This window comes from Streptomyces albospinus (assembly GCF_014648695.1).
In the GTDB taxonomy this organism is placed as follows: Bacteria; Actinomycetota; Actinomycetes; order Streptomycetales; family Streptomycetaceae; genus Streptomyces; species Streptomyces albospinus.
Genome location: NZ_BMRP01000021.1, coordinates 127,194 through 145,105, shown reverse-complemented (window position 1 = coordinate 145,105; position 17,912 = coordinate 127,194). Strand labels below are relative to the sequence as shown.

Annotated in this window: 16 protein-coding genes; 12 read left to right on the top strand and 4 right to left on the bottom strand. The window is 72.9% G+C overall.

Annotated features, from left to right (window positions below):
* Positions 1–267: 267 nt before the first annotated feature.
* On the bottom strand, positions 268–753 hold the full coding sequence (locus IEZ17_RS26515; protein ID WP_189304291.1) for an ATP-binding protein: 486 nt from the start codon (positions 751–753) through the stop codon (positions 268–270).
* Positions 754–1,022: 269 nt separating this feature from the next.
* Here IEZ17_RS26515 and IEZ17_RS26510 point away from each other — a divergent pair, with 269 nt between their 5' ends.
* The 9 genes from IEZ17_RS26510 (at position 1,023) to IEZ17_RS26470 (ending at position 11,455) form a co-directional block, all read left to right on the top strand.
* Positions 1,023–1,853: a hypothetical protein gene (locus IEZ17_RS26510; RefSeq protein WP_189304290.1), complete on the top strand. Its 831-nt coding sequence runs from the start codon at positions 1,023–1,025 to the stop codon at positions 1,851–1,853.
* A 124-nt stretch (positions 1,854–1,977) separates the two neighbouring features.
* Positions 1,978–2,718 carry a YcnI family copper-binding membrane protein gene (locus IEZ17_RS26505; RefSeq protein ID WP_229852651.1) on the top strand — a complete coding sequence of 247 codons (741 nt, stop codon included), beginning with the start codon at positions 1,978–1,980 and terminating at the stop codon, positions 2,716–2,718.
* Between the two features lie 201 nt (positions 2,719–2,919).
* Positions 2,920–3,567 carry an SCO family protein gene (locus tag IEZ17_RS26500; protein WP_189304286.1) on the top strand — a complete coding sequence of 216 codons (648 nt, stop codon included), beginning with the start codon at positions 2,920–2,922 and terminating at the stop codon, positions 3,565–3,567.
* Positions 3,564–4,043 carry a copper chaperone PCu(A)C gene (locus IEZ17_RS26495; protein ID WP_373299943.1) on the top strand — a complete coding sequence of 160 codons (480 nt, stop codon included), beginning with the start codon at positions 3,564–3,566 and terminating at the stop codon, positions 4,041–4,043. Before IEZ17_RS26500 ends, IEZ17_RS26495 begins: the two co-directional genes overlap by 4 nt.
* 44 nt (positions 4,044–4,087) lie before the next feature.
* Positions 4,088–6,262 carry a copper resistance CopC/CopD family protein gene (locus IEZ17_RS26490; RefSeq protein ID WP_189304284.1) on the top strand — a complete coding sequence of 725 codons (2,175 nt, stop codon included), beginning with the start codon at positions 4,088–4,090 and terminating at the stop codon, positions 6,260–6,262.
* Positions 6,263–6,360: 98 nt separating this feature from the next.
* A complete protein-coding gene (gene efeB / locus IEZ17_RS26485) occupies positions 6,361–7,668 on the top strand; it encodes an iron uptake transporter deferrochelatase/peroxidase subunit (RefSeq protein ID WP_373299944.1) in 1,308 nt (435 codons plus the stop codon).
* Between the two features lie 107 nt (positions 7,669–7,775).
* Positions 7,776–8,702 (top strand): prephenate dehydratase, encoded by a 927-nt coding sequence (gene pheA / locus IEZ17_RS26480; protein ID WP_189304282.1) that lies wholly within the window; start codon positions 7,776–7,778, stop codon positions 8,700–8,702.
* A 642-nt stretch (positions 8,703–9,344) separates the two neighbouring features.
* Positions 9,345–10,634: a serine--tRNA ligase gene (serS, locus tag IEZ17_RS26475; protein WP_189304280.1), complete on the top strand. Its 1,290-nt coding sequence runs from the start codon at positions 9,345–9,347 to the stop codon at positions 10,632–10,634.
* Positions 10,631–11,455 (top strand): HAD family hydrolase, encoded by an 825-nt coding sequence (locus IEZ17_RS26470; RefSeq protein WP_189304279.1) that lies wholly within the window; start codon positions 10,631–10,633, stop codon positions 11,453–11,455. The genes serS and IEZ17_RS26470 overlap by 4 nt, the downstream gene beginning before the upstream one ends.
* Here the strand turns inward: IEZ17_RS26470 and IEZ17_RS26465 are convergent.
* Both IEZ17_RS26465 and IEZ17_RS26460 read right to left on the bottom strand, forming a co-directional pair.
* A complete protein-coding gene (locus IEZ17_RS26465) occupies positions 11,446–12,129 on the bottom strand; it encodes a rhomboid-like protein (RefSeq protein WP_189304277.1) in 684 nt (227 codons plus the stop codon). The genes IEZ17_RS26470 and IEZ17_RS26465 overlap by 10 nt on opposite strands.
* Complete coding sequence (locus IEZ17_RS26460) at positions 12,126–13,184, bottom strand: Lrp/AsnC family transcriptional regulator (RefSeq protein WP_268249851.1); 1,059 nt, start codon at positions 13,182–13,184, stop codon at positions 12,126–12,128. Before IEZ17_RS26460 ends, IEZ17_RS26465 begins: the two co-directional genes overlap by 4 nt.
* 140 nt (positions 13,185–13,324) lie before the next feature.
* Between IEZ17_RS26460 and IEZ17_RS26455 the strand changes: the two genes are divergently transcribed.
* On the top strand, positions 13,325–14,848 hold the full coding sequence (locus IEZ17_RS26455) for an MFS transporter (RefSeq protein WP_229852648.1): 1,524 nt from the start codon (positions 13,325–13,327) through the stop codon (positions 14,846–14,848).
* Between the two features lie 193 nt (positions 14,849–15,041).
* On the top strand, positions 15,042–15,962 hold the full coding sequence (locus IEZ17_RS26450; protein WP_189304271.1) for a LysR family transcriptional regulator: 921 nt from the start codon (positions 15,042–15,044) through the stop codon (positions 15,960–15,962).
* 129 nt (positions 15,963–16,091) lie between these two features.
* Here IEZ17_RS26450 and IEZ17_RS26445 read toward each other — a convergent pair whose 3' ends face one another.
* Positions 16,092–17,060, bottom strand: a complete 969-nt coding sequence (locus IEZ17_RS26445; RefSeq protein WP_189304269.1) for a MerR family transcriptional regulator — start codon at positions 17,058–17,060, stop codon at positions 16,092–16,094.
* A gap of 532 nt (positions 17,061–17,592) precedes the next feature.
* Between IEZ17_RS26445 and IEZ17_RS26440 the strand changes: the two genes are divergently transcribed.
* Positions 17,593–17,907 carry an SAV_915 family protein gene (locus IEZ17_RS26440; RefSeq protein ID WP_189304268.1) on the top strand — a complete coding sequence of 105 codons (315 nt, stop codon included), beginning with the start codon at positions 17,593–17,595 and terminating at the stop codon, positions 17,905–17,907.
* The last annotated feature ends 5 nt before the right edge of the window (positions 17,908–17,912 follow it).

Sequence of the window (17,912 nt, the reverse complement as noted above, 5' to 3'; positions counted from 1 at the left end):
TCACGGTGTCCCCTGGTCGGAACACTGGGCTGCCGCTTCGGCAGGGTAGTTGGGTGGGGGGTGGGCGGGTGGGCCGCGGTGTCGCACTTAGATTCCCTACGAGTCGACAGCCGCCGGAGGAAGCGAGGAGGCGGGTGGCGCTGCTTGCCTCCACCCGCCTCCGTTCACCCGCACCAAGTCCCGATGCCGTGCCCCAGTTGCAGGATCCGTAGCGGTACGCCGCCCCCAGCGGCTTGCCGAGGACCGCAGCGTCCCGGATCCGACCGGCTACGACGCCATCGGAAGCGCCGCGCCCTCGCGCCACTTGAGGATCTTGTCGAAGCTGACCACGGCGCCGCGTCTGCCCGTGCGGTTGTGGTACTGGACGTGGTCGGTGAGGGCTTCGATCAGAAAAAGCCCCCGGCCGTCCTCGGCGTATGCGGGGGCCTGCGCGGGGGTGGGGACGGGAGCCGGCGCCAGAGCGCGGTCCGTCGCGGTATGGGGAGGGGCGCTACGGCGGAAGCCGGGTCCGGAGTCGGTGACCTCGATGCGGCAGGTGTCGCCGTCGATGTAGGCGGTGACGCGGTAGTCGTCGGTGGCGGCGTCGCCGCCGTGCTCGACGGCGTTCGCGCAGGCCTCGGAGAGGGCGACCGACAGGTCGTAACAGATGTCCGGGTCGACGCCGGCCGTCTCCATCGTGCCCAGAAGCAGACGACGGGCGAGCGGCACACTCGCGGCCTCACGCCGCAGATGGAGGGTCCACCAGATGCTCATCGCTCCAGCCTCCTGGCCACGGCTCGACATACCGATACCTATTGCCGCGCCGCAAGGTCCGTAAGCATGTCCGGGACGTGATACCGCTCATTCGGCGGATGCGGAAGGTGAGCGCATAGGTGTAGGCGAGGCGCCGCGTGCGCGCCGTCGCGCGCCCTGGCGGACGCCGCCGGCGCCCCGGTAGGCGCCCCCGTGAGCGGGGTCGTGCCGTACTTGGTGAAACCCTGCCGTAGGCGGTGGATAAGGGCAGTGGGATGATGGCGCCCGCCATGACTGCCCCGCCCGCCCCCACCGCGCGCGCTGCCGCCGATCTGCGGCTGCTGAGGGCCGCGGTGTTCACCGCGGTCTGCGTCGCGCTGTCCGCTGCCGGGCACATGGTCGCCTCGTTCGCCGCCGTTCCGCTGTGGACGCTGGGCCTGGCCTGCGCCGCGGTGTTCGCGGTGGCGGCCCCGCTGGCCGGGCGGGAACGCTCGCTGCCGGGGATCGCGGCCGGACTCGCGGTGGGCCAGCTGGCACTGCACTCGCTGTTCGCGATGGGGCAGCACCCGATGGCGGCACCGCCCTCCGGTGTCTCCGACCGGACGGCCGTCGCACTGGCCCGGCACATGACGTGCGGGCTCGGCGGCGGACGGCTGGACGCCGGTGAAGCGCGGCGGCTGCTCGGTCCCGGCGGCCTGGACATGGCCACGGCGGCCGGGCTGACGGGCTCCGGCGGGCATGCCACCAGCGGTGGCGGGGGCGGCGGTTCGACGATGTCGGACTGCCTGGCGCCGTCGCTGCCCATGCTGCTGGGGCATCTGCTCGCCGCGCTCGCGCTCGGCTGGCTGCTGCGGCGGGGCGAGGCCGCGCTGTGGCGGCTGGTGCGGCTGTCGGCCCCGGCGGCGCGGGAGGTCACCGCGCAGGCGCTGATGGGCGCGCTGCGCTGGGCGCTCACCCTCGTACGGGCGCTGCTCGCCGGACTCGGCACGGCGCACGGCGACGCGCTGCGCGCCCCCCTTTCGTACGGGGATGACAAACCCGGCCTGCGCGATGCCGCGCTCCACCACAGTGTCGTCAGGCGGGGACCGCCCGCCCCGGCCTGCCTGGCCCTCGCGGCCTGACGCCACGCGAAGCACGCTCCCGGAGGACCGGGGGAGGACGGGCCGGCGCGGCGTCGGCGCGCGCCGGCCGGACACCGACCGTCCCCTTTTCCCCTTTCCTCCTGACTTCATGGAGTGTTTCTTCATGTCCAAGACCCCGTCGGCGCGCCGTATCGCCCGCCGACTCCCCGTCCTCGGCGGGATCGCCGCCGGCTCCGTACTGCTGCTCGCCGGCCCGGCCTTCGCGCATGTCACCGTGCAGCCGGGCAGCGCCCCCAAGGGCGGCTTCGCCACCGTCAGCATCAAGGTGCCCAACGAGAAGGACAACGCCTCGACCGTCAAGGTCGAGGTGGCCCTGCCGACGGACCATCCGCTGGCGTCCGTGATGCCGGAGCCGGTGCCCGGCTGGAAGGTCGACGTCACCAAGTCCAAGCTCGCCAAGCCGATCGAGATGGAGGGCGAGAAGATCAACGAGGCGCCCTCGAAGATCACTTGGACCGCGGACGGCAAGGGCATCGAGCCCGGCCAGTTCCAGCAGTTCCCGCTCTCCGTGGGCCAGCTGCCGAACGACGTCGACCAACTGGTCTTCAAGGCCCTCCAGACGTACGACAACAAGGAGGTCGTGCGCTGGATCGAGCCGGCGAAGCCGGGCGGCCCGGAGCCGGAGAACCCGGCGCCGGTGCTCAAGCTCACCGCGGCCGGCGCCGACGGCTCCGGCCAGAGTTCGGGCGACGGCAAGGACGGCGCGAAGAGCGACACCGCCAAGAACGCCGCGGACGCGTCCCCCAGTGACACCACGGCGCGGGTGCTGGCGGTCGCCGGGATCGTCGTCGGCATCGTCGGGGTCGCGTTCGGCGTGCTCGCCGGCCGCCGCCGCAACGCCTGACCCCGCACCGCACCGGGTGCCGGACCGGCGGGCGATCCACGCCGGTCGGGCCCCCGTTCGTACGGGAGCAGTCACCGGTGTGCGCACCGGCGTGCACACCGGCACCCACGACATCCACCCGGATTCAGAAGCACCGAAATTCAGAAGTAACGGACCAACTGGAACCAACGGGATATATCTGTAATGCGTACCTCATCTGCGATGCGCAGAAGAACCCTGCTGCTGTCCGCCCTCGGGGCAACCGCCGCGCTCACCCTGACCGCCTGCGGGAGCGGCGACGCGGACCAGCCCGCCGCCGTCGTCTCCGGCGGTACGACGGCCAAGCCGATCCTCACCCTCGACTCCCCGATGGAGAAGCCGGACCTCACCCTGACCGACACCGACGGCACGCCGTACGACCTGCTGGAGAAGACCAAGGGCCATCCGACGCTGATCTACTTCGGCTACACCAACTGCCCGGACGTCTGCCCGACGACGATGGCCAACATCGCGGTGGCGGTGAAGCAGCTGCCGAAGGCCGAACAGAGCGATCTGCGGGTGGTCTTCGTGACCTCCGACCCGGAGCGCGACACCCCGGCCCAGCTCAAGAAGTGGCTCGGCGGCATCGACAAGGACTTCATCGGCCTGACCGGGAAGTTCGACACCATCCAGAAGGCCGCCCGGGACGTGAACATCGGGATCGAGAAGCCGGTCAGGAAGGCGAACGGCGACGTCGTCTCCACGCACGGCGCACAGGTCCTGCTGAGCTCCCCCAAGGACGACAAGATCCACTGGATGGGGATGCAGGAGGCCACCTCCGACAACTACACCACCGCACTGCCGAAGATCATCAAGGGACAGAACCCGTGAACCGCCGCACCACCCCCGTGAACCGCCGCATAGCCCTGACCGCCGCCCTCGCCCTCACCGCCGGCCTCGCGCTGACGGCGTGCGGTGGCGGGACCACCGGGAACACAGCCCCCCAGCTGAAGGTCAGCGACCCGTACATGCCGCAGCCGGTCACCCAGAGCATGGCCGGCGCCTACTTCGTGATCAAGAACAGCGGCGGCACCGCCGACAAGCTCACCTCGGTCACCAGCGACCTGTCCAAGGACATCACGATCCACAAGACGGTCGGCAACAAGATGGAGCAGGTCGACTCCCTGCCGGTGCCGGCCAACGGAGAGCTCACGCTCGGCCCCGGCGGCAACCACCTGATGTTCATGGGCCTGTCGAAGAAGCCCGCCGAGGGCCAGACCGTCACCATCGAGCTGCACTTCGCCACCGCCGCGCCGATCACGGTGCAGGTCCCGGTGAAGGCCACCAGTTACACACCGAAGCACTGATACGCACGCACCACAGGAGCACCCAGGAGAAGGGAACGAGCGCTATGGCCCTCACCGGCTTCCGGCCGCACCCGCGGCCGGCCGGCCCGCCGCGGTCCGGCCCGCGGTCCGCGGGGACGCTGCGGCTGCTGGTAGTCGTGGCGGCGCTGTTCGGCGCGCTGTTCGCGGGCGCCGCACCGGCGTTCGCGCATGCCGCGCTGACCGGCAGCGACCCCGCGCAGGGGTCGGTGGTGGACCGCGCCCCCGAGCAGGTCGCGCTCACCTTCTCCGAAGGCGTCGCGATGGGCGACGACTCCATCCGCGTACTGGACCCGCAGGGCAAGCGGGTGGACCGCGGCAAGCTGCGCAATCTGTGCAGCGGGAGCACCGTCAAATTCGGGGCGGGGCTGCCGCCGGGTCTGGCCGACGGGACGTACACCGTCGCCTGGCAGGCGGTCTCCGCGGACAGCCACCCGGTCTCCGGCGCCTTCACCTTCTCCATCGGGGCGCCGTCCAGGACCAGCGCCCCGGTGCCCCAACAGGAGGCCGGCGGGGGCCTGGTGGGCGCGCTGTACGGCATCGCCCGCTATCTCGCCTACGCCGGGTTCGTGCTGCTGGCCGGCGGCTCCGCCTTCGTGGTGGCCTGCCGGCCGGCCGCCGCCCGGGTGCGGTCCGTCCAGCGGCTGGTCGTCCAGGGCTGGGCGCTGCTGACCGGCACCACGGTCGCGATGCTGCTGCTGCGCACCCCGTACACCGGGTCCGGCAAGCTGGCCGATGTCTTCGACTTCGCCGGCCTCCAGCAGGTCCTGCTGACCAAGCCGGGCGCCGCGCTGGTCTCCCGGCTGCTGCTGCTCGCCGCCGCCGCGCTGTTCGTGGCGGTCCTCTTCGGCGCGTACGCCCGGGCCCACGCGCCGGACGGCGACGGGGGTGGTGGGGGCGACGGTGACGACGAGCGCGAAGAGGGTGCGGCCGAGGCCTCCGACGACCCCGACAGCGCCGACAGCACCGAGAGCACCGAGGATCTCGCCAAGCGGCGCAGGGACCTGACGTTGGGGCTCTCCCTCGGCGGTGTGCTGGTCGCCGCCGGGCTCGCCACGACCTGGGCGATGGCCGAGCACGCCTCGACCGGGCTCCAGTCCGCCGTCGCGATGCCGGTCGACGTCCTGCACCTGCTCGCGGTGGCCGCCTGGCTCGGCGGGCTGGCGGCCCTGGTCGTGTCCCTGTACTGGGGCCCGGCCGTCGAACGGAGCGCGGTGATCCGCTTCTCGCGGGTCGCCTTCGGCTCGGTGGTGGTGCTGGTCGCCACCGGCGTCTACCAGTCGTGGCGCCAGGTCGGCTCCTGGCGCGCGCTGACCGACACCTCGTACGGGCAGCTGCTGCTGCTCAAGGTGGGCCTGGTCGCGGTGCTCGTCGCCGTCGCGGCGATGTCGCGGCGGTGGACGGCGCGGCTGGGCGAGGTCCGGGAAGCGGCGCGGCCCGCCGGCCCGGAAACCGCGGCGGAAACCGGGGCCGAGGCGGAAGCCGATGCCGAGGCGGAGGCGGAGGCGGAGGCGGAGGCGGAGGCGGAGGCGGAAAACGACGCCGGGGCCGAGGCCGAACGCGAGGTGGTGCCCGTGGCCTTGGCCGCTCCGGCCGCCGCGCCCGCGCCCGGCACGTCGGCCGACCCCGCGCGCGCCGCCCAACTGGCCCGCCAGCAGGCCGCGTTGGCCACCGCCCGGACGAAGCGCATCCGCGACGCGGACCCGGTGCGGCTGGGGCTGCGCCGGGCGGTGCTCGCCGAAGCCTCGATCGCGGTCGTCCTGCTCGGGGTGACCACCGTGCTGACCACCACCGAACCGGCCCGTACGGAGGAGGCGGTGAAGGCCGCGTCCGCCGGGCAGTCCGCCGACGCCAACCAGCCGCGCGTGCTGACCATCCCCTTCGACACCGGCGGCCCGCAGGGCAAGGGCACCGCCCGCCTCGACCTCGACCCAGGACGCAGCGGCAGCGGCAACGAACTGCGGCTGCGGGTCGCCGACCCGTCGGGCAAGACCCGGGACGTCCCCGAGGTGAAGGTCTCCTTCACCCTCGGTGCCAAGAAGCTGGGGCCGCTCCCGGTCGTCCTCCGCCACGTCAGTACGGGCCACTGGACCGCGAGCGGCGTCCAGTTGCCGGTCCCGGGGCAGTGGCAGCTCTCGCTGCTCGTCCGGACCTCCGACATCGACCAGGTGACCGAGACCAGGAACGTGAAGATCGACTGATGAGCAAGCAGACGGACGCACAGAAGGCCGCCGGGAAGCAGACCCCCGGCAAGCAGCCCGCCGGCGGGAAGGCCGGGCGGCCCGCCGGCACCAAGGCCGTGGGCAAGCAGCGGGACGGCCGGCAGGAGGCCGGACCCGCCGGGCCCGCCGCCCCCGCGGACGGTGCCGCGCCCTCCCTGGAGCTCTCGCGCCGCCGCCTCCTGGGGACGGTCGGCGCGGCGGGCGCGGCCGGGCTGGTCGTCGGCGGGGCCGGCGGCGCCATCGGGGTCGCGGCGGCCACCGGGGACGCCCCGGACGCGCTGACCACCATCGGGTCGACCGAGGTCGCGTTCCGCAAGGACGGCACCAGGCAGCAGGCCGGGATCACCACCCCGCTCCAGGCCGACGGGCATCTGCTCGCCTTCGACCTGGCGCCGGGGGCCGGCCGCAAGGAGGCCGCCGCGCTGCTGCGCCGCTGGTCGCGGACGGCCGAGGAGCTGATGGCGGGGCGCGCCCCGGACGCCGACACCGGGGTGGCGCTGGACGCCGGCCCGTCCTCGCTGACCGTCACCTTCGGCCTCGGCCACAGCTTCTTCGACCGTACGGGCCTGGCCGCCCGGCGCCCCGTACAGCTCGATCCGCTGCCCGACTTCTCCGCCGACGCGCTGGACCCGAAGCGCAGCGACGGCGACCTGTGGATCCAGATCGGCGCCGACGACGCGCTGGTCGCCTTCCACGCGCTGCGCGCGCTCCAGAAGGACGCGGCCGGCGCCGCGCGGCTGCGCTGGCAGATGAACGGCTTCAACCGCACCCCGGGCGCCACCGCGCACCCCATGACCGCCCGCAACCTGATGGGCCAGATAGACGGCACCAACAACCCCAAGCCGTCGGACGCGACCTTCGACGAGCGGATCTTCGTGGGGCGGGACGCCGCGCAGGAGTGGATGCGCGGCGGCTCGTACGCCGTGGTCCGCCGGATCCGGATGCTGCTCGACGACTGGGAGAAGCGCTCCCGCGGCGAACAGGAGCGGGTCATCGGGCGCCGCAAGGACACCGGCGCCCCGCTGACCGGCGGCACCGAGACCACCCCGATGAACCTGGACGCGACCGGCGCCGACGGCCTGCCGGTCATCCCCGCCAACGCGCACGCCCGGATCGCCGCCCCGGCGTCCAACCAGGGCGCGGCGATGCTGCGCCGCCCGTTCTCGTACCACGACGGGTTCCGCGACGACGGCGCCCCGGACGCCGGGCTGCTCTTCGTCTGCTGGCAGGCCGATCCGCTGCGCGCCTTCACCCAGATCCAGCGGAAGCTGGACCGCGGCGACGCGCTCTCGCCGTTCCTGCGGCACGAGGCGAGCGGCCTGTACGCGGTGCCGCCGGCCCCGGAGGCGGGTGCCTACGTGGCGCAGCCGCTGCTGGAGGGCTGAGAGGGGTGAGCGGACCGGGGGACCCCGTCCGGAGCGCCGGTATCGTGACAGGGCAGGGAGAAGATCGGCGGGTTGCCCCCGCAGTGACGCGAGGGAGTCCTCCATCCATGTCGGCCAGTCGCTATACCTATCTCGGCCCCGCGGGCACCTTCACCGAGGCCGCGCTGCGCACCCTCCCCGAAGCGGCGACCCGGGAGCTGGTACCGATGGTGTCGGTGCCGGCCGCCCTGGACGCGGTGCGCGCCGGCGAGGCCGCGGCGGCGCTGGTGCCGATCGAGAACTCCGTCGAGGGCGGGGTGACCACCACCCTCGACGAACTCTCCGCCGGCGAACCGCTGATGATCTACCGCGAGGTGCTGCTCCCGATCGCCTTCGCCCTCCTCGTGCGCCCCGGTACGGCGCTGACCGATGTGAAGACGGTGACCGGGCACCCGGTCGCCCAGCCCCAGGTCCGCAAGTGGCTCGCGGCCCAACTCCCGGAATCCGTCTGGGAGTCGGCGGCCTCCAACGCCGACGGCGCCCGGCTGGTGCAGGAGGGCCGCTACGACGGCGCGTTCGCCGGTGAGTTCGCGGCGGCGACGTACGGGCTCGAACCGCTGGTCACCGACATCCACGACGCGCAGAACGCCGCCACCCGGTTCGTCCTGGTCGGCCGCCCGGCACGCCCCGCGGCACCCACCGGCGCGGACAAGACCTCGGTCGTGCTGTGGCTGGCCGAGGACCACCCCGGCGCGCTGCTGGAGCTGCTCCAGGAGTACGCGGTCCGCGGGGTCAACATGATGCGCATCGAGTCCCGGCCGACCGGCGAGGGCATCGGCCGCTACTGCTTCTCCGTGGACTGCGAGGGCCATATCACCGATCGCCGGGTGGGCGACGTCCTCATGGGCCTCAAGCGGATCTGCCGCGACGTACGGTTCCTGGGCTCATACCCGCGCGCGGACGAGGTGACCGCGAGCGTCCGGCCGCAGATGACCGACTCGGCATTCACCGAGGCGTCGGACTGGCTGACCCGCTGCCTCGACGGCCGGGCCTGACCGGTCGCCTTCCCCCGCACATCACGCGCTGCGACCTGCGGCTTTGCCGGGGCCGCGGCGATGCCTCCGTTTTCCGGTCCGACCGCCCTCTGTGGTTGTCCACAAAGTTATCCACAGGCTCGCTTCTCGACCTGTGGGTAAGTCGACACAAGACTCGGACAGAGTCGACATATCGGCCTAGCGACCTCACACCCGTCCACAGCCGCCCACAGTGGATCACCCTCGGCCGCGTCAGCGCAATTCTCGTGATCAATCCTTTAGAGCGAGGTAATCCCACACGAAAGAGTGCGTGAACGAGGTTTGGGCCGAGAATCCATAGCCGACCATTTCGGGTGCAGAATGATCCATTCCGGCTTCCACAGATCCCACGCACAGCCTGTGGATAAAAATCCCCGAGCCCCCCGACCCTGTGGACAACCCAGGGGGCAAGCCATGGGCGACACCCCGCCCCCCGTCACGAATGCCCCATTTCGGAGAATGCCCGGGAATTCCGCAGGGCCTTACGATGCGTTACACAGACGCCCCGAGCGGCCCCGGGAGCACGATTCCCACCCATGGAATAAATAACCCCAAAACGGACAAACTGCCTCGCCGGGGAATATCCCGTCGAGTGCCGGCTCCCGGCCCCGGTAGCCTGGTGGGGTGATTGACCTTCGCCTGCTTCGTGAGGACCCCGACCGTGTGCGCGCCTCTCAGCGCGCCCGTGGAGAGGACGTCGCGCTCGTCGACGCACTGCTCTCCGCCGACGAGCGGCGCAGGTCGTCCGGCGTCCGCTTCGACGAGCTGCGCTCCGAGCAGAAGGCGCTCGGCAAGCTCATCCCCAAGGCCGGCGCCGACGAGAAGGCCGAGCTGCTGAAGAAGGCCGGCGAACTGGCCGCCGCGGTGAAGGCCGCCGACGCCGAGCAGGACGAGGCCAAGGAAGAGACCCAGGCGCTGCTGCTGAAGCTCGGCAACATCGTCCACCCCGACGTCCCGGTGGGCGGCGAGGAGGACTTCACGGTCCTGGAGACGCACGGCACCATCCGCGACTTCGCCGCCGAGGGCTTTGCGCCCAAGGACCACCTGGAGCTCGGCGAACTGCTCGGCGCGATCGACGTCGAGCGCGGCGCCAAGGTGTCCGGCTCGCGCTTCTACTACCTCACCGGCGTCGGCGCCCTGCTGGAGCTCGCGCTGGTCAACGCCGCCATCGCGCAGGCCACCGAGGCCGGCTTCACGCCGATGCTGACCCCCGCCCTGGTGCGCCCGCGCGCCATGGAGGGCACCGGCTTCCTCGGCCAGGCCGCCGAGAACGTCTACCACCTGGAGCGCGACGACTTCTATCTGGTCGGCACCTCCGAGGTCCCGCTCGCCGCGTATCACATGGACGAGATCGTCGACGCGGAGCAGCTGCCGCTGCGCTACGCCGGTTTCTCGCCGTGCTTCCGCCGCGAGGCCGGCACGTACGGCAAGGACACCCGGGGCATCTTCCGGGTCCACCAGTTCGACAAGGTCGAGATGTTCTCGTACGTCGCGCCGGAGGACGCACAGGCCGAGCACCAGCGGCTGCTGGACTGGGAGAAGCAGTGGCTGACGGGCCTGGAGCTGCCGTTCCAGGTGATCGACGTCGCCACCGGCGACCTGGGCGCCTCGGCCTCCCGCAAGTTCGACTGCGAGGCGTGGATCCCGACCCAGGGCAAGTACCGCGAGCTGACCTCGGCGTCGAACTGCGACGAGTTCCAGGCCCGCCGCCTCTCGGTCCGGATGCGCGAGACCGTCGACGGCAAGCAGAAGGTCAAGCCGCTGGCGACGCTGAACGGCACGCTCTGCGCCGTACCGCGCACCATTGTGGCGATCTTCGAGAACCACCAGCTGCCGGACGGTTCGGTCCGCGTCCCCGAGATGCTCCGCCCGTACCTGGGCGGCCGTGAGGTGCTGGAGCCCGTCGCCAAGTGAGTTCCTCAGCTGCGGCGGGCTCGCCGCTGCCGTACAAGCTCATCGCGACGGACCTCGACGGGACGCTGCTGCGCCACGACGAGACCGTCTCCGAGCGCACCCGCCGGGCGCTCGCCGCGGCCACCGCGGCCGGCGCGGCGCACATCGTCGTCACCGGCCGGGCGGTGCCCTGGACCCGGCACGTCCTCGACGCCCTCGACTACCAGGGCCTCGCGGTATGCGGGCAGGGCGCGCAGGTCTACCACGCCGGCGAGCAGCGGCTGCTGACGTCGGTGACCCTGGACCGCCAGCTGGCCGGTCTCGCGCTGTCCAAGATCGAGGCCGAGGTGGGCCCGCTCTTCGTCGCGGCGAGCCGGGACGGCCTGTCCGGCGATGTGCTGGTCGGCCCCGGCTACCGCGTCCAGGAAGGCCCGCTGCCCAGCGTCCTGATGAAGGACCCGGGCGAGCTGTGGGCGGCCCCGCTCAACAAGCTCTACGTCCAGCACCCGACGCTGGACGACGACGCGCTGGCGCTGGCCGCGCGCCAGGTGGCCGGGGACCTGATCGGCGTGACGGTGGCCGGTCCCGGCATCGTCGAGCTGCTGCCGCTGGGCCTGTCGAAGGCCACCGGGCTGTCGCTGGCCGCCCGCCGGCTGGGCATCACCGCCAAGGAGACGCTGGCCTTCGGCGACATGCCCAACGACATCTCCATGTTCGCCTGGTCCGCCCACGGCGTCGCGATGGCCAACGCCCATGACGAACTGAAGGCCGTCGCCGACGAGATCACCGCGTCCAACGAGGACGACGGGGTCGCGGTGGTGCTGGAGCGGCTCTACTCCTGACGCGCCCCGGGCGGCGGCAGCTCCTCGGCCGGCGCCTGGCCGCGCGCCGCCGGGGTCAGCGGCCAGCAGGCGAATCCCATGGTCAGCGCTATGGCGTGGCCGAAGTCGGTGAAGGTCGCACCGGTCAGCAGCGGAATGCCGAAGAAGAGCAGCACGCCGACGAGGTAGCCGTAACGCCACGGCGACGGCAGCCGGTACGTCAGCACTCCTGCGGCGGCGGCCAGCCCGTAGGAGACGCCGATGTCCACGACATGGGTCATCGAGCGCGGCAGCTGGTGGCCCTCGATGGCGAGCAGGACGAGCTCCTGGCTGGCCAGGGTGGCGGCGACATGGGCCGCGCCGACCGTCAGCAGCCACCGCCAACTCCCCATCCAGCGCTCGACGTTGGCATGCACCAGCTCGAACATCACCGCGTAGAGCAGGAACGACCCCGGCCGCTCGATCCAGAAGCCGCTGATCAGGAGCGCGGGGATCGGATGCTCGTTCAGCTCGTGGATGTTGCTGCTGTTGCGGTGCAGCAGGAACTGCTCCAGGCCCGCGGAGGCGGAGGCGATGACCAGGCTGGTGATGCCGATGATCAGCAGCCAGATGTGGGTGCCGGGCGTCGACCGCACCCAGTCGAGCACCCCGTCCCTCGCCCGTCTCAGCAGGACACCGACCGGCGGCGGGCTCATCGGCGGCTCCTTGCGGCGAGCACGGTCGACGCGGTGGCGAGGAACGGGCCCGCCCCCTTGACGTGCCGGATACTCGGCGCGCTCTCCATCGTCCGTACGCCGGGCAGCGCCGCCACCCGGGTCGTCAGATAGCGGTAGAGCTCGCCGGTGTCCCGGCACAGCACGGACGCGAAGAGGTTGTGCGGCCCGGTGGTGGCACCGGCGAAGGCGACCTCGGGGTGGGCCGCCAACGCCTCGCCGGTGGCGGCGAGTTCGGCGGGCGCGACGGACAGCCAGAGAGCGACCATCACCCCGTATCCGCACTGCCGGAGGTCGTAGTCGACGTCGTAATACAGCACACCGTCGGCGCGCAGCGCTTCGAGGCGGCGGCGGACGGTGGTGGGCGACCAGCCGGTGGCGGTGGCGAGTTCGGCGAGCGGGGCACGGCCGTCCCGGGCGAGCACGTCGAACAGCCGGCGGTCGGCGTCGGAGAGCACCACCGGGCCGGCCGCCCGCCGGGCCGGTGCCGGGCTCAGCGCCGCGACCTGCTCCGCCGTCAGCGCACCGGACTTGCTGATCATGCTCTGCGGGCCGCCGTAGAACTCGTGCATCAGGCAGTGCGCGGTGACGCCCACGACGCTCGGGGTGCGCGGCAGCTTCTGGAGCAGCAGCGCATCGCTGTGCTCGCTGCTCGCCGCCCGGCAGACCGCGCCGATCTCGGTGCCGCCGGACATCAGGTTGACCCAGGAGGTGTCCGGGCGGCGGGCCAGCGCCTGGGCCACCGGCAGCGCGGCGTCCGGCGCGCACTGCACCCGGACCAGCCACTCGACCTCGCCCAGCGCCCGGGACTCGGCCAGCCCCAGCACCCGCAGCGCGCCGGAGCCGCGGTGCCGGGTGTAGCGCCGGGCGACGGTCTGGTCCGAGACGCCGAGCACCTCGGCGATCCGGCTGAAGGGGGCCCGGCCGTCGATCTGGAGGGCGTGCATCAGGCGGCGGTCGAGCTCGTCGAAGGCCGCGGCGGCGGTGGTGCCGGCCGCATTCCGGTCCGCTGCGGGACCCGTTCGGTCGGTTTTCACCATTGGAGGCTAACCCGTGTCGGATTGCGCCGCGGGGAACCGGCCGGCTGGGGGGACGAGGGGTCGGGACCGGAAGGTGGGGCCGTGCGACGGGCGCGCTGCCCGGGCACCCACGGAACGAGGACAACGGAGGAATGGTCATGCGGTACCCACCCGAGAACGGGCCCGGAGGGCCCGGCCGGGCGCCGGGCGGGAGCGGGAAGTGGTGGCCGCTGGTCGCCATCACCCTCGGCAACTTCATGCTGCTCGTCGATGTCACCATCGTGAACACCGCGCTGCCCCGGATATCCGACGGCCTGGGCGCCTCCTTCACCTCCCTCCAGTGGGTGATGGACAGCTACGCGCTGGCGCTGGCCGCGCTGCTGATGGTGGCGGGCTCGGCGGCCGACCTCTTCGGGCGGCGCCGGCTGTACGTGGCCGGGCTGGTGCTCTTCGCCCTCGCCTCGCTGGCCTGCGGGCTGGCGCCCGGCGCGGACGTACTGATCGCCTCGCGCGCCGTCCAGGGCATCGGCGCGGCGGCGATGTTCGCCACCAACACCCCGCTGCTGATGGCCGCTTACCAGGGCCGGGACCGCGGTGTCGCGTTCGGCGTCTGGGGCGGCACCAGCGGGGCCGCGGCGGCCGTCGGGCCCGTCCTGGGCGGGCTGCTCACCGAATACGTCGACTGGCGGGCGATCTTCCTGGTCAACCTGCCGCTGACCGCCGTCGCCGGGTGGCTCACCCTGCGCCGCGTACGCGAGTCCTACGGCGACCGCGGCGGGCGCATCGACTGGCCGGGCGCCGCGTCCTTCACGCTCTGCGCGGGTCTGCTGACGTACGGGCTGATGCGCGGCGGCGAGCGCGGCTGGGCCGAGGCCGGGACGCTGGCCTCGCTGGCGGGCGCCGTGCTGGCGCTGGCCGTCTTCGTCGTCGCCGAGCGGCGGATCCGGCAGCCGCTGCTGGACCTGCGGCTGCTGCGCCGGCCGTCGTTCGCGGTGCTGATGGCGGCGGCGCTGCTGATGCAGGCCGCGGCGTTCCCGTACCTGACGTTCGTGGGGCTGTGGACCCAGGACGTGCTGGGGCTGAGCCCGGTCCAGGCGGGCCTCGCGGTGACGCCGATGGCGCTGATGTCGCTCCTGGTCGGTGCGCTGGGCGGCCGGTTCCTCCAGCGGCTGGCTCCTCAACTCCCGCTCGGCATCGGCCTGTTGCTGATCGGGTCGGGCGCTCTGCTGCATGTCGCACTGCTCCGCGGCGGGGCGGGCTGGGCCGCACTGGCTCCCGGGCTCGCGGTGAGCGGGCTCGGGATCGGGGCGGCGATGCCGGTACTGGTGTCGGCGGCACTCGGCGCGGCACCGCCGGCGCGGGCCGGCATGGCGAGCGGGGCGGTGAACACCTTCCGGCAGCTCGGCTTCGCGTTCGGGATCGCGGTCCTGGGGACGGTGTTCGGCCAGGCGATGCGCGATGCGCTGCACGGCCCCGGGCACGCCACGCCCGCCGCCGCGTACCTCTCCGGGCTGCGCGAGATCACCCTGCTCTCCGGGGTCGTGGCGGTGGCCACCGGCCTGCTGGTGCTCGCGGTGGTCCGGCGCGCACCGCGTACGGCCGGCGGGCCCGCGGGCGAGCGCGACGCCGGGGAACCGGGCACCGGCGAACGGCCGCACGCGAAGGCCCCGGCAGGGGCGTGACCGGCCGGGCGGGCGTACGCGGCACACGCCCGCCCCGGGGGCGGGTCGGCACCCGGAACCGTACGGCCGTAGACGGTTCCGGGTTGCCGCCCTGGTCCTGCCACGATCGTCCCGGGGCGGCACCCCCAAGTCAATCCTCGGGTTTCCTTCCAAACTCCTTAGCAGCAGCTTGGGTTGGGGATAGCGTGACGGCGTGACACTCGACGATCTGCGCGCCTTCGTGGCCGTCTGCGAGGCGGGCAGCCTCAGCGCCGTCGCCCGCGACCTCGGCTGCACCCAGTCCGCCGTCAGCCAGCGCATCAAGCGCCTCGAACGGGAGGCGGGCATCGGCCTGTTGGAGCGCCGTCCGCGCGGGGTGGCGCCGACCGGCGCGGGCCGGATCCTGCACCGCGCCGCCGCCGACGGCCTCGGCGGCCTGGACCTGGCACTGCGTCGGCTGGCCGATATGCGCGAGGGCGACGGCGGAACGGTCCGGGTCACCACCGGCGCCACGACCGTCCGGCACTTCATGTCCGACGCGGTGGTCGCCTTCCGCGCCCGGCGCCCGCACGTCAACCTGGAGTTCCACACGGAGAGTTCCAGCCGCAGCTGCTTCGAGGCGGTCGCGGACGGCGGCTCCGAACTGGCCTGGATCACCATCGGCCGGCCCGTCCGCGGCATCGAGCAGCACCCGGTGATCGGCCTGCGCTGGGTGCTCGCGGTGCCCGCCGACGACCCGCTCGCCACCCGCGAGCGGATCGAACCGGACGAGCTGACCGCCCTCCGCCTCATACGGCTCCCGGAGAACTCCACCTCCCGGATGCGCCTCGACGGCCACCTCGGCCACCAGGACGCCGCCCCGGTCCCGCCGCCGAGCACCACCAGCGTCGCCGACTGGGACACCGCACTGCTGCTCGCCGAACTCGGCGTCGGCCCCGCCGTCGTCCCCGAACTCCCCGGCCGCCGGGCCGTCGCCGCCCACCCCGGCCTGCGGCTGGTGCCGATCCCGGCGCTGCCGCCCCTGACGACCGGGTGGGCGGTACGGCAGTGGGCGGCGCTGAGCCCCGCGGCGGTGGAGTTCGCGGAAACGGTGAACCGCTGCCTGGCGGGCGGGGAACACCCCCTCCGACGCTGACGTTCCGTCAATCCCAGCGGGCGCCGGGCCGGATGGCCGCTTCCGTGCCGCCGCGCCGCCGCGCCGCCGTGCCGCCGTGCCGCCCGGTATGCCCGCACGTCCCTGACAGCTAGTCAGCTCCGATCGTGGTCAGGCCGGATGCCCGCCCCCGTCCCCGACGACCGGCTCCTGGATCTCGGTCACCCACTTCTCCTGGTCCGCCGGGCACTCCAGATACAGCTCCCGGGCATACCCGGCGGAGCGGTAGCCGTTGGCGTCGATCCAGTGCGCGAGGTTCTGCGCGGTCGGCATGATCCGGCTCATCGGGCCGCGGTGCACGACGGTCGCGGCGAGGTCGAGGCCCGGGAGCATGACGACGTCGAACCCGAGGCCGGGGACGGGGGTGGGGGTGCGGGTCGTGCCGTCGACCACGGTGCCGGGGGCGGCCTTTGCCAGCGCCTCGGGGGCGATCACGAACCCGGCGTGCACGACGATCGCCTCGCCCCTGGCCTCCCCCTCACCGCTGCCGCCGCGCTGCCCGTCAGGGACGTCCCGAGCGTCCGGGGCATCCGGTGTGTCCGGGGCGTCCTCGTAGTACGCCAGGCCCGGCCCCGAGGGCGTCACCCCGGACGCCTCCAGCCGGCGGCACAGCTGCTCGTACAGCGGCGTGATCACCGGGCCGATGTCCTGCGGGCCGTAGCCGGCGGCGATCCCGCTCAGCTCCGCGAGCAGGACCGTTTCGGTGCGCTTGAGCACCACGTCGTCGGCGGACATGTGTCCCTCACTCTCGATCGTCCGGAGCCTCGCCTCGACCTGCGCCAGCCGCGCGCCGGCCGCGGCCCGCGCCGCCGCCAGCTCCGCCTGCCGCAGCCGCAGCATGCCGCGAAGCTCCGGCACACTCACCTGCTCGTCCAGGATCGCCGCCACCTGCTGGAGGCTGAAGCCGAGATCCTTGAGCGCGATGATGCGGTTGAGTCGGGCGAGTTGGGCCGCCTCGTAGAAGCGGTAGCCGCTGACGGGGTCCGTACGGGCCGGGCGCAGCAGCCCGATCGCGTCGTAATGACGCAGCATGCGGGCCGAGACACGGCCGTACCTGGCGAAGTCTCCGATGGTGAACATGACGCCTTCCAGTGGAGTGCTTTCCACAGTGTCAAGGTCAAGGGCGGGTGGCGGATGGCGGCACCCGCCACGAGGGCCGCGGAGCGACGGGGTCGAGGGCAGGGACGGGGACGGGGACGGGAATGGGGACGGGAATGGGGATGGGAATGGGGATGGGAATGGGAATGGGGATGGGGATGGGGGACGGTGTCGCGGTCCGGGGGACGCGTTACCGGCGTCAAGATCAGCGGCGGTGGACCACGATCGGCTGACCGCTCCCAGGGCCGGCCCAGGGCCGTTCCCGAGCCCGTCCCGGGCCGGGCGCTCCGGCTACGCTCCGCCCACCCCCGTTCACCGCTCGGCGACCGGAATGCGCCACTCAGGTCCGTGCATCGGCCACCGGCGGCAGCATCGCGTCAAGTGACGTAGACAAGCCGTCAATGATGCGTCAGCGGGCGGCGCTCTGCCCGGACGACCGGGCATAGCGTCTGTGACGAGCCCCGGCGTACGCGTTTTCCACCGGTCCGGGGCCGTCCCGTCGAGGAGCAACGCCGTGTCCCACCATCTCTACGCGGAAGACCCCGAGCCTTCTGATCATGTCCCGGCCGGACCTCTCTTCGTCCCCGTCCGGCCGGGACCCGCGGGCTGCACGACCCGCCTGTTCCGCACCCCGCTCGGCGGCCGGACCGCCGTCGGCTTCACCTCACCACAGCGGCTGGCCGAGGCCCTCGGCGGCGGACAGCCCTGGGTACGACTCTCCGAGGCCGCGCTGCGCGCGCTGGCCGAGCCCGTCGGGGCGGCGATCGTGACCGTCGATCCGCGGTTCGCCCCCGAAGTTTCCCGCAGGCACCACCTACGGGCCGTCTGAGGAAG

Bases quoted from the DNA above. Each gene is read 5' to 3' on its own strand.
- IEZ17_RS26465 (WP_189304277.1), bottom strand. From the start codon at position 12,129: ATGAGCCCGCCGCCGGTCGGTGTCCTGCTGAGACGGGCGAGGGACGGG.
- IEZ17_RS26500 (WP_189304286.1), top strand. From the start codon at position 2,920: ATGCGCAGAAGAACCCTGCTGCTGTCCGCCCTCGGGGCAACCGCCGCG.
- IEZ17_RS26455 (WP_229852648.1), top strand. From the start codon at position 13,325: ATGCGGTACCCACCCGAGAACGGGCCCGGAGGGCCCGGCCGGGCGCCG.
- IEZ17_RS26515 (WP_189304291.1), bottom strand. From the start codon at position 753: ATGAGCATCTGGTGGACCCTCCATCTGCGGCGTGAGGCCGCGAGTGTG.
- IEZ17_RS26505 (WP_229852651.1), top strand. From the start codon at position 1,978: ATGTCCAAGACCCCGTCGGCGCGCCGTATCGCCCGCCGACTCCCCGTC.
- IEZ17_RS26510 (WP_189304290.1), top strand. From the start codon at position 1,023: ATGACTGCCCCGCCCGCCCCCACCGCGCGCGCTGCCGCCGATCTGCGG.
- IEZ17_RS26445 (WP_189304269.1), bottom strand. From the start codon at position 17,060: ATGTTCACCATCGGAGACTTCGCCAGGTACGGCCGTGTCTCGGCCCGC.
- IEZ17_RS26490 (WP_189304284.1), top strand. From the start codon at position 4,088: ATGGCCCTCACCGGCTTCCGGCCGCACCCGCGGCCGGCCGGCCCGCCG.
- pheA (WP_189304282.1), top strand. From the start codon at position 7,776: ATGTCGGCCAGTCGCTATACCTATCTCGGCCCCGCGGGCACCTTCACC.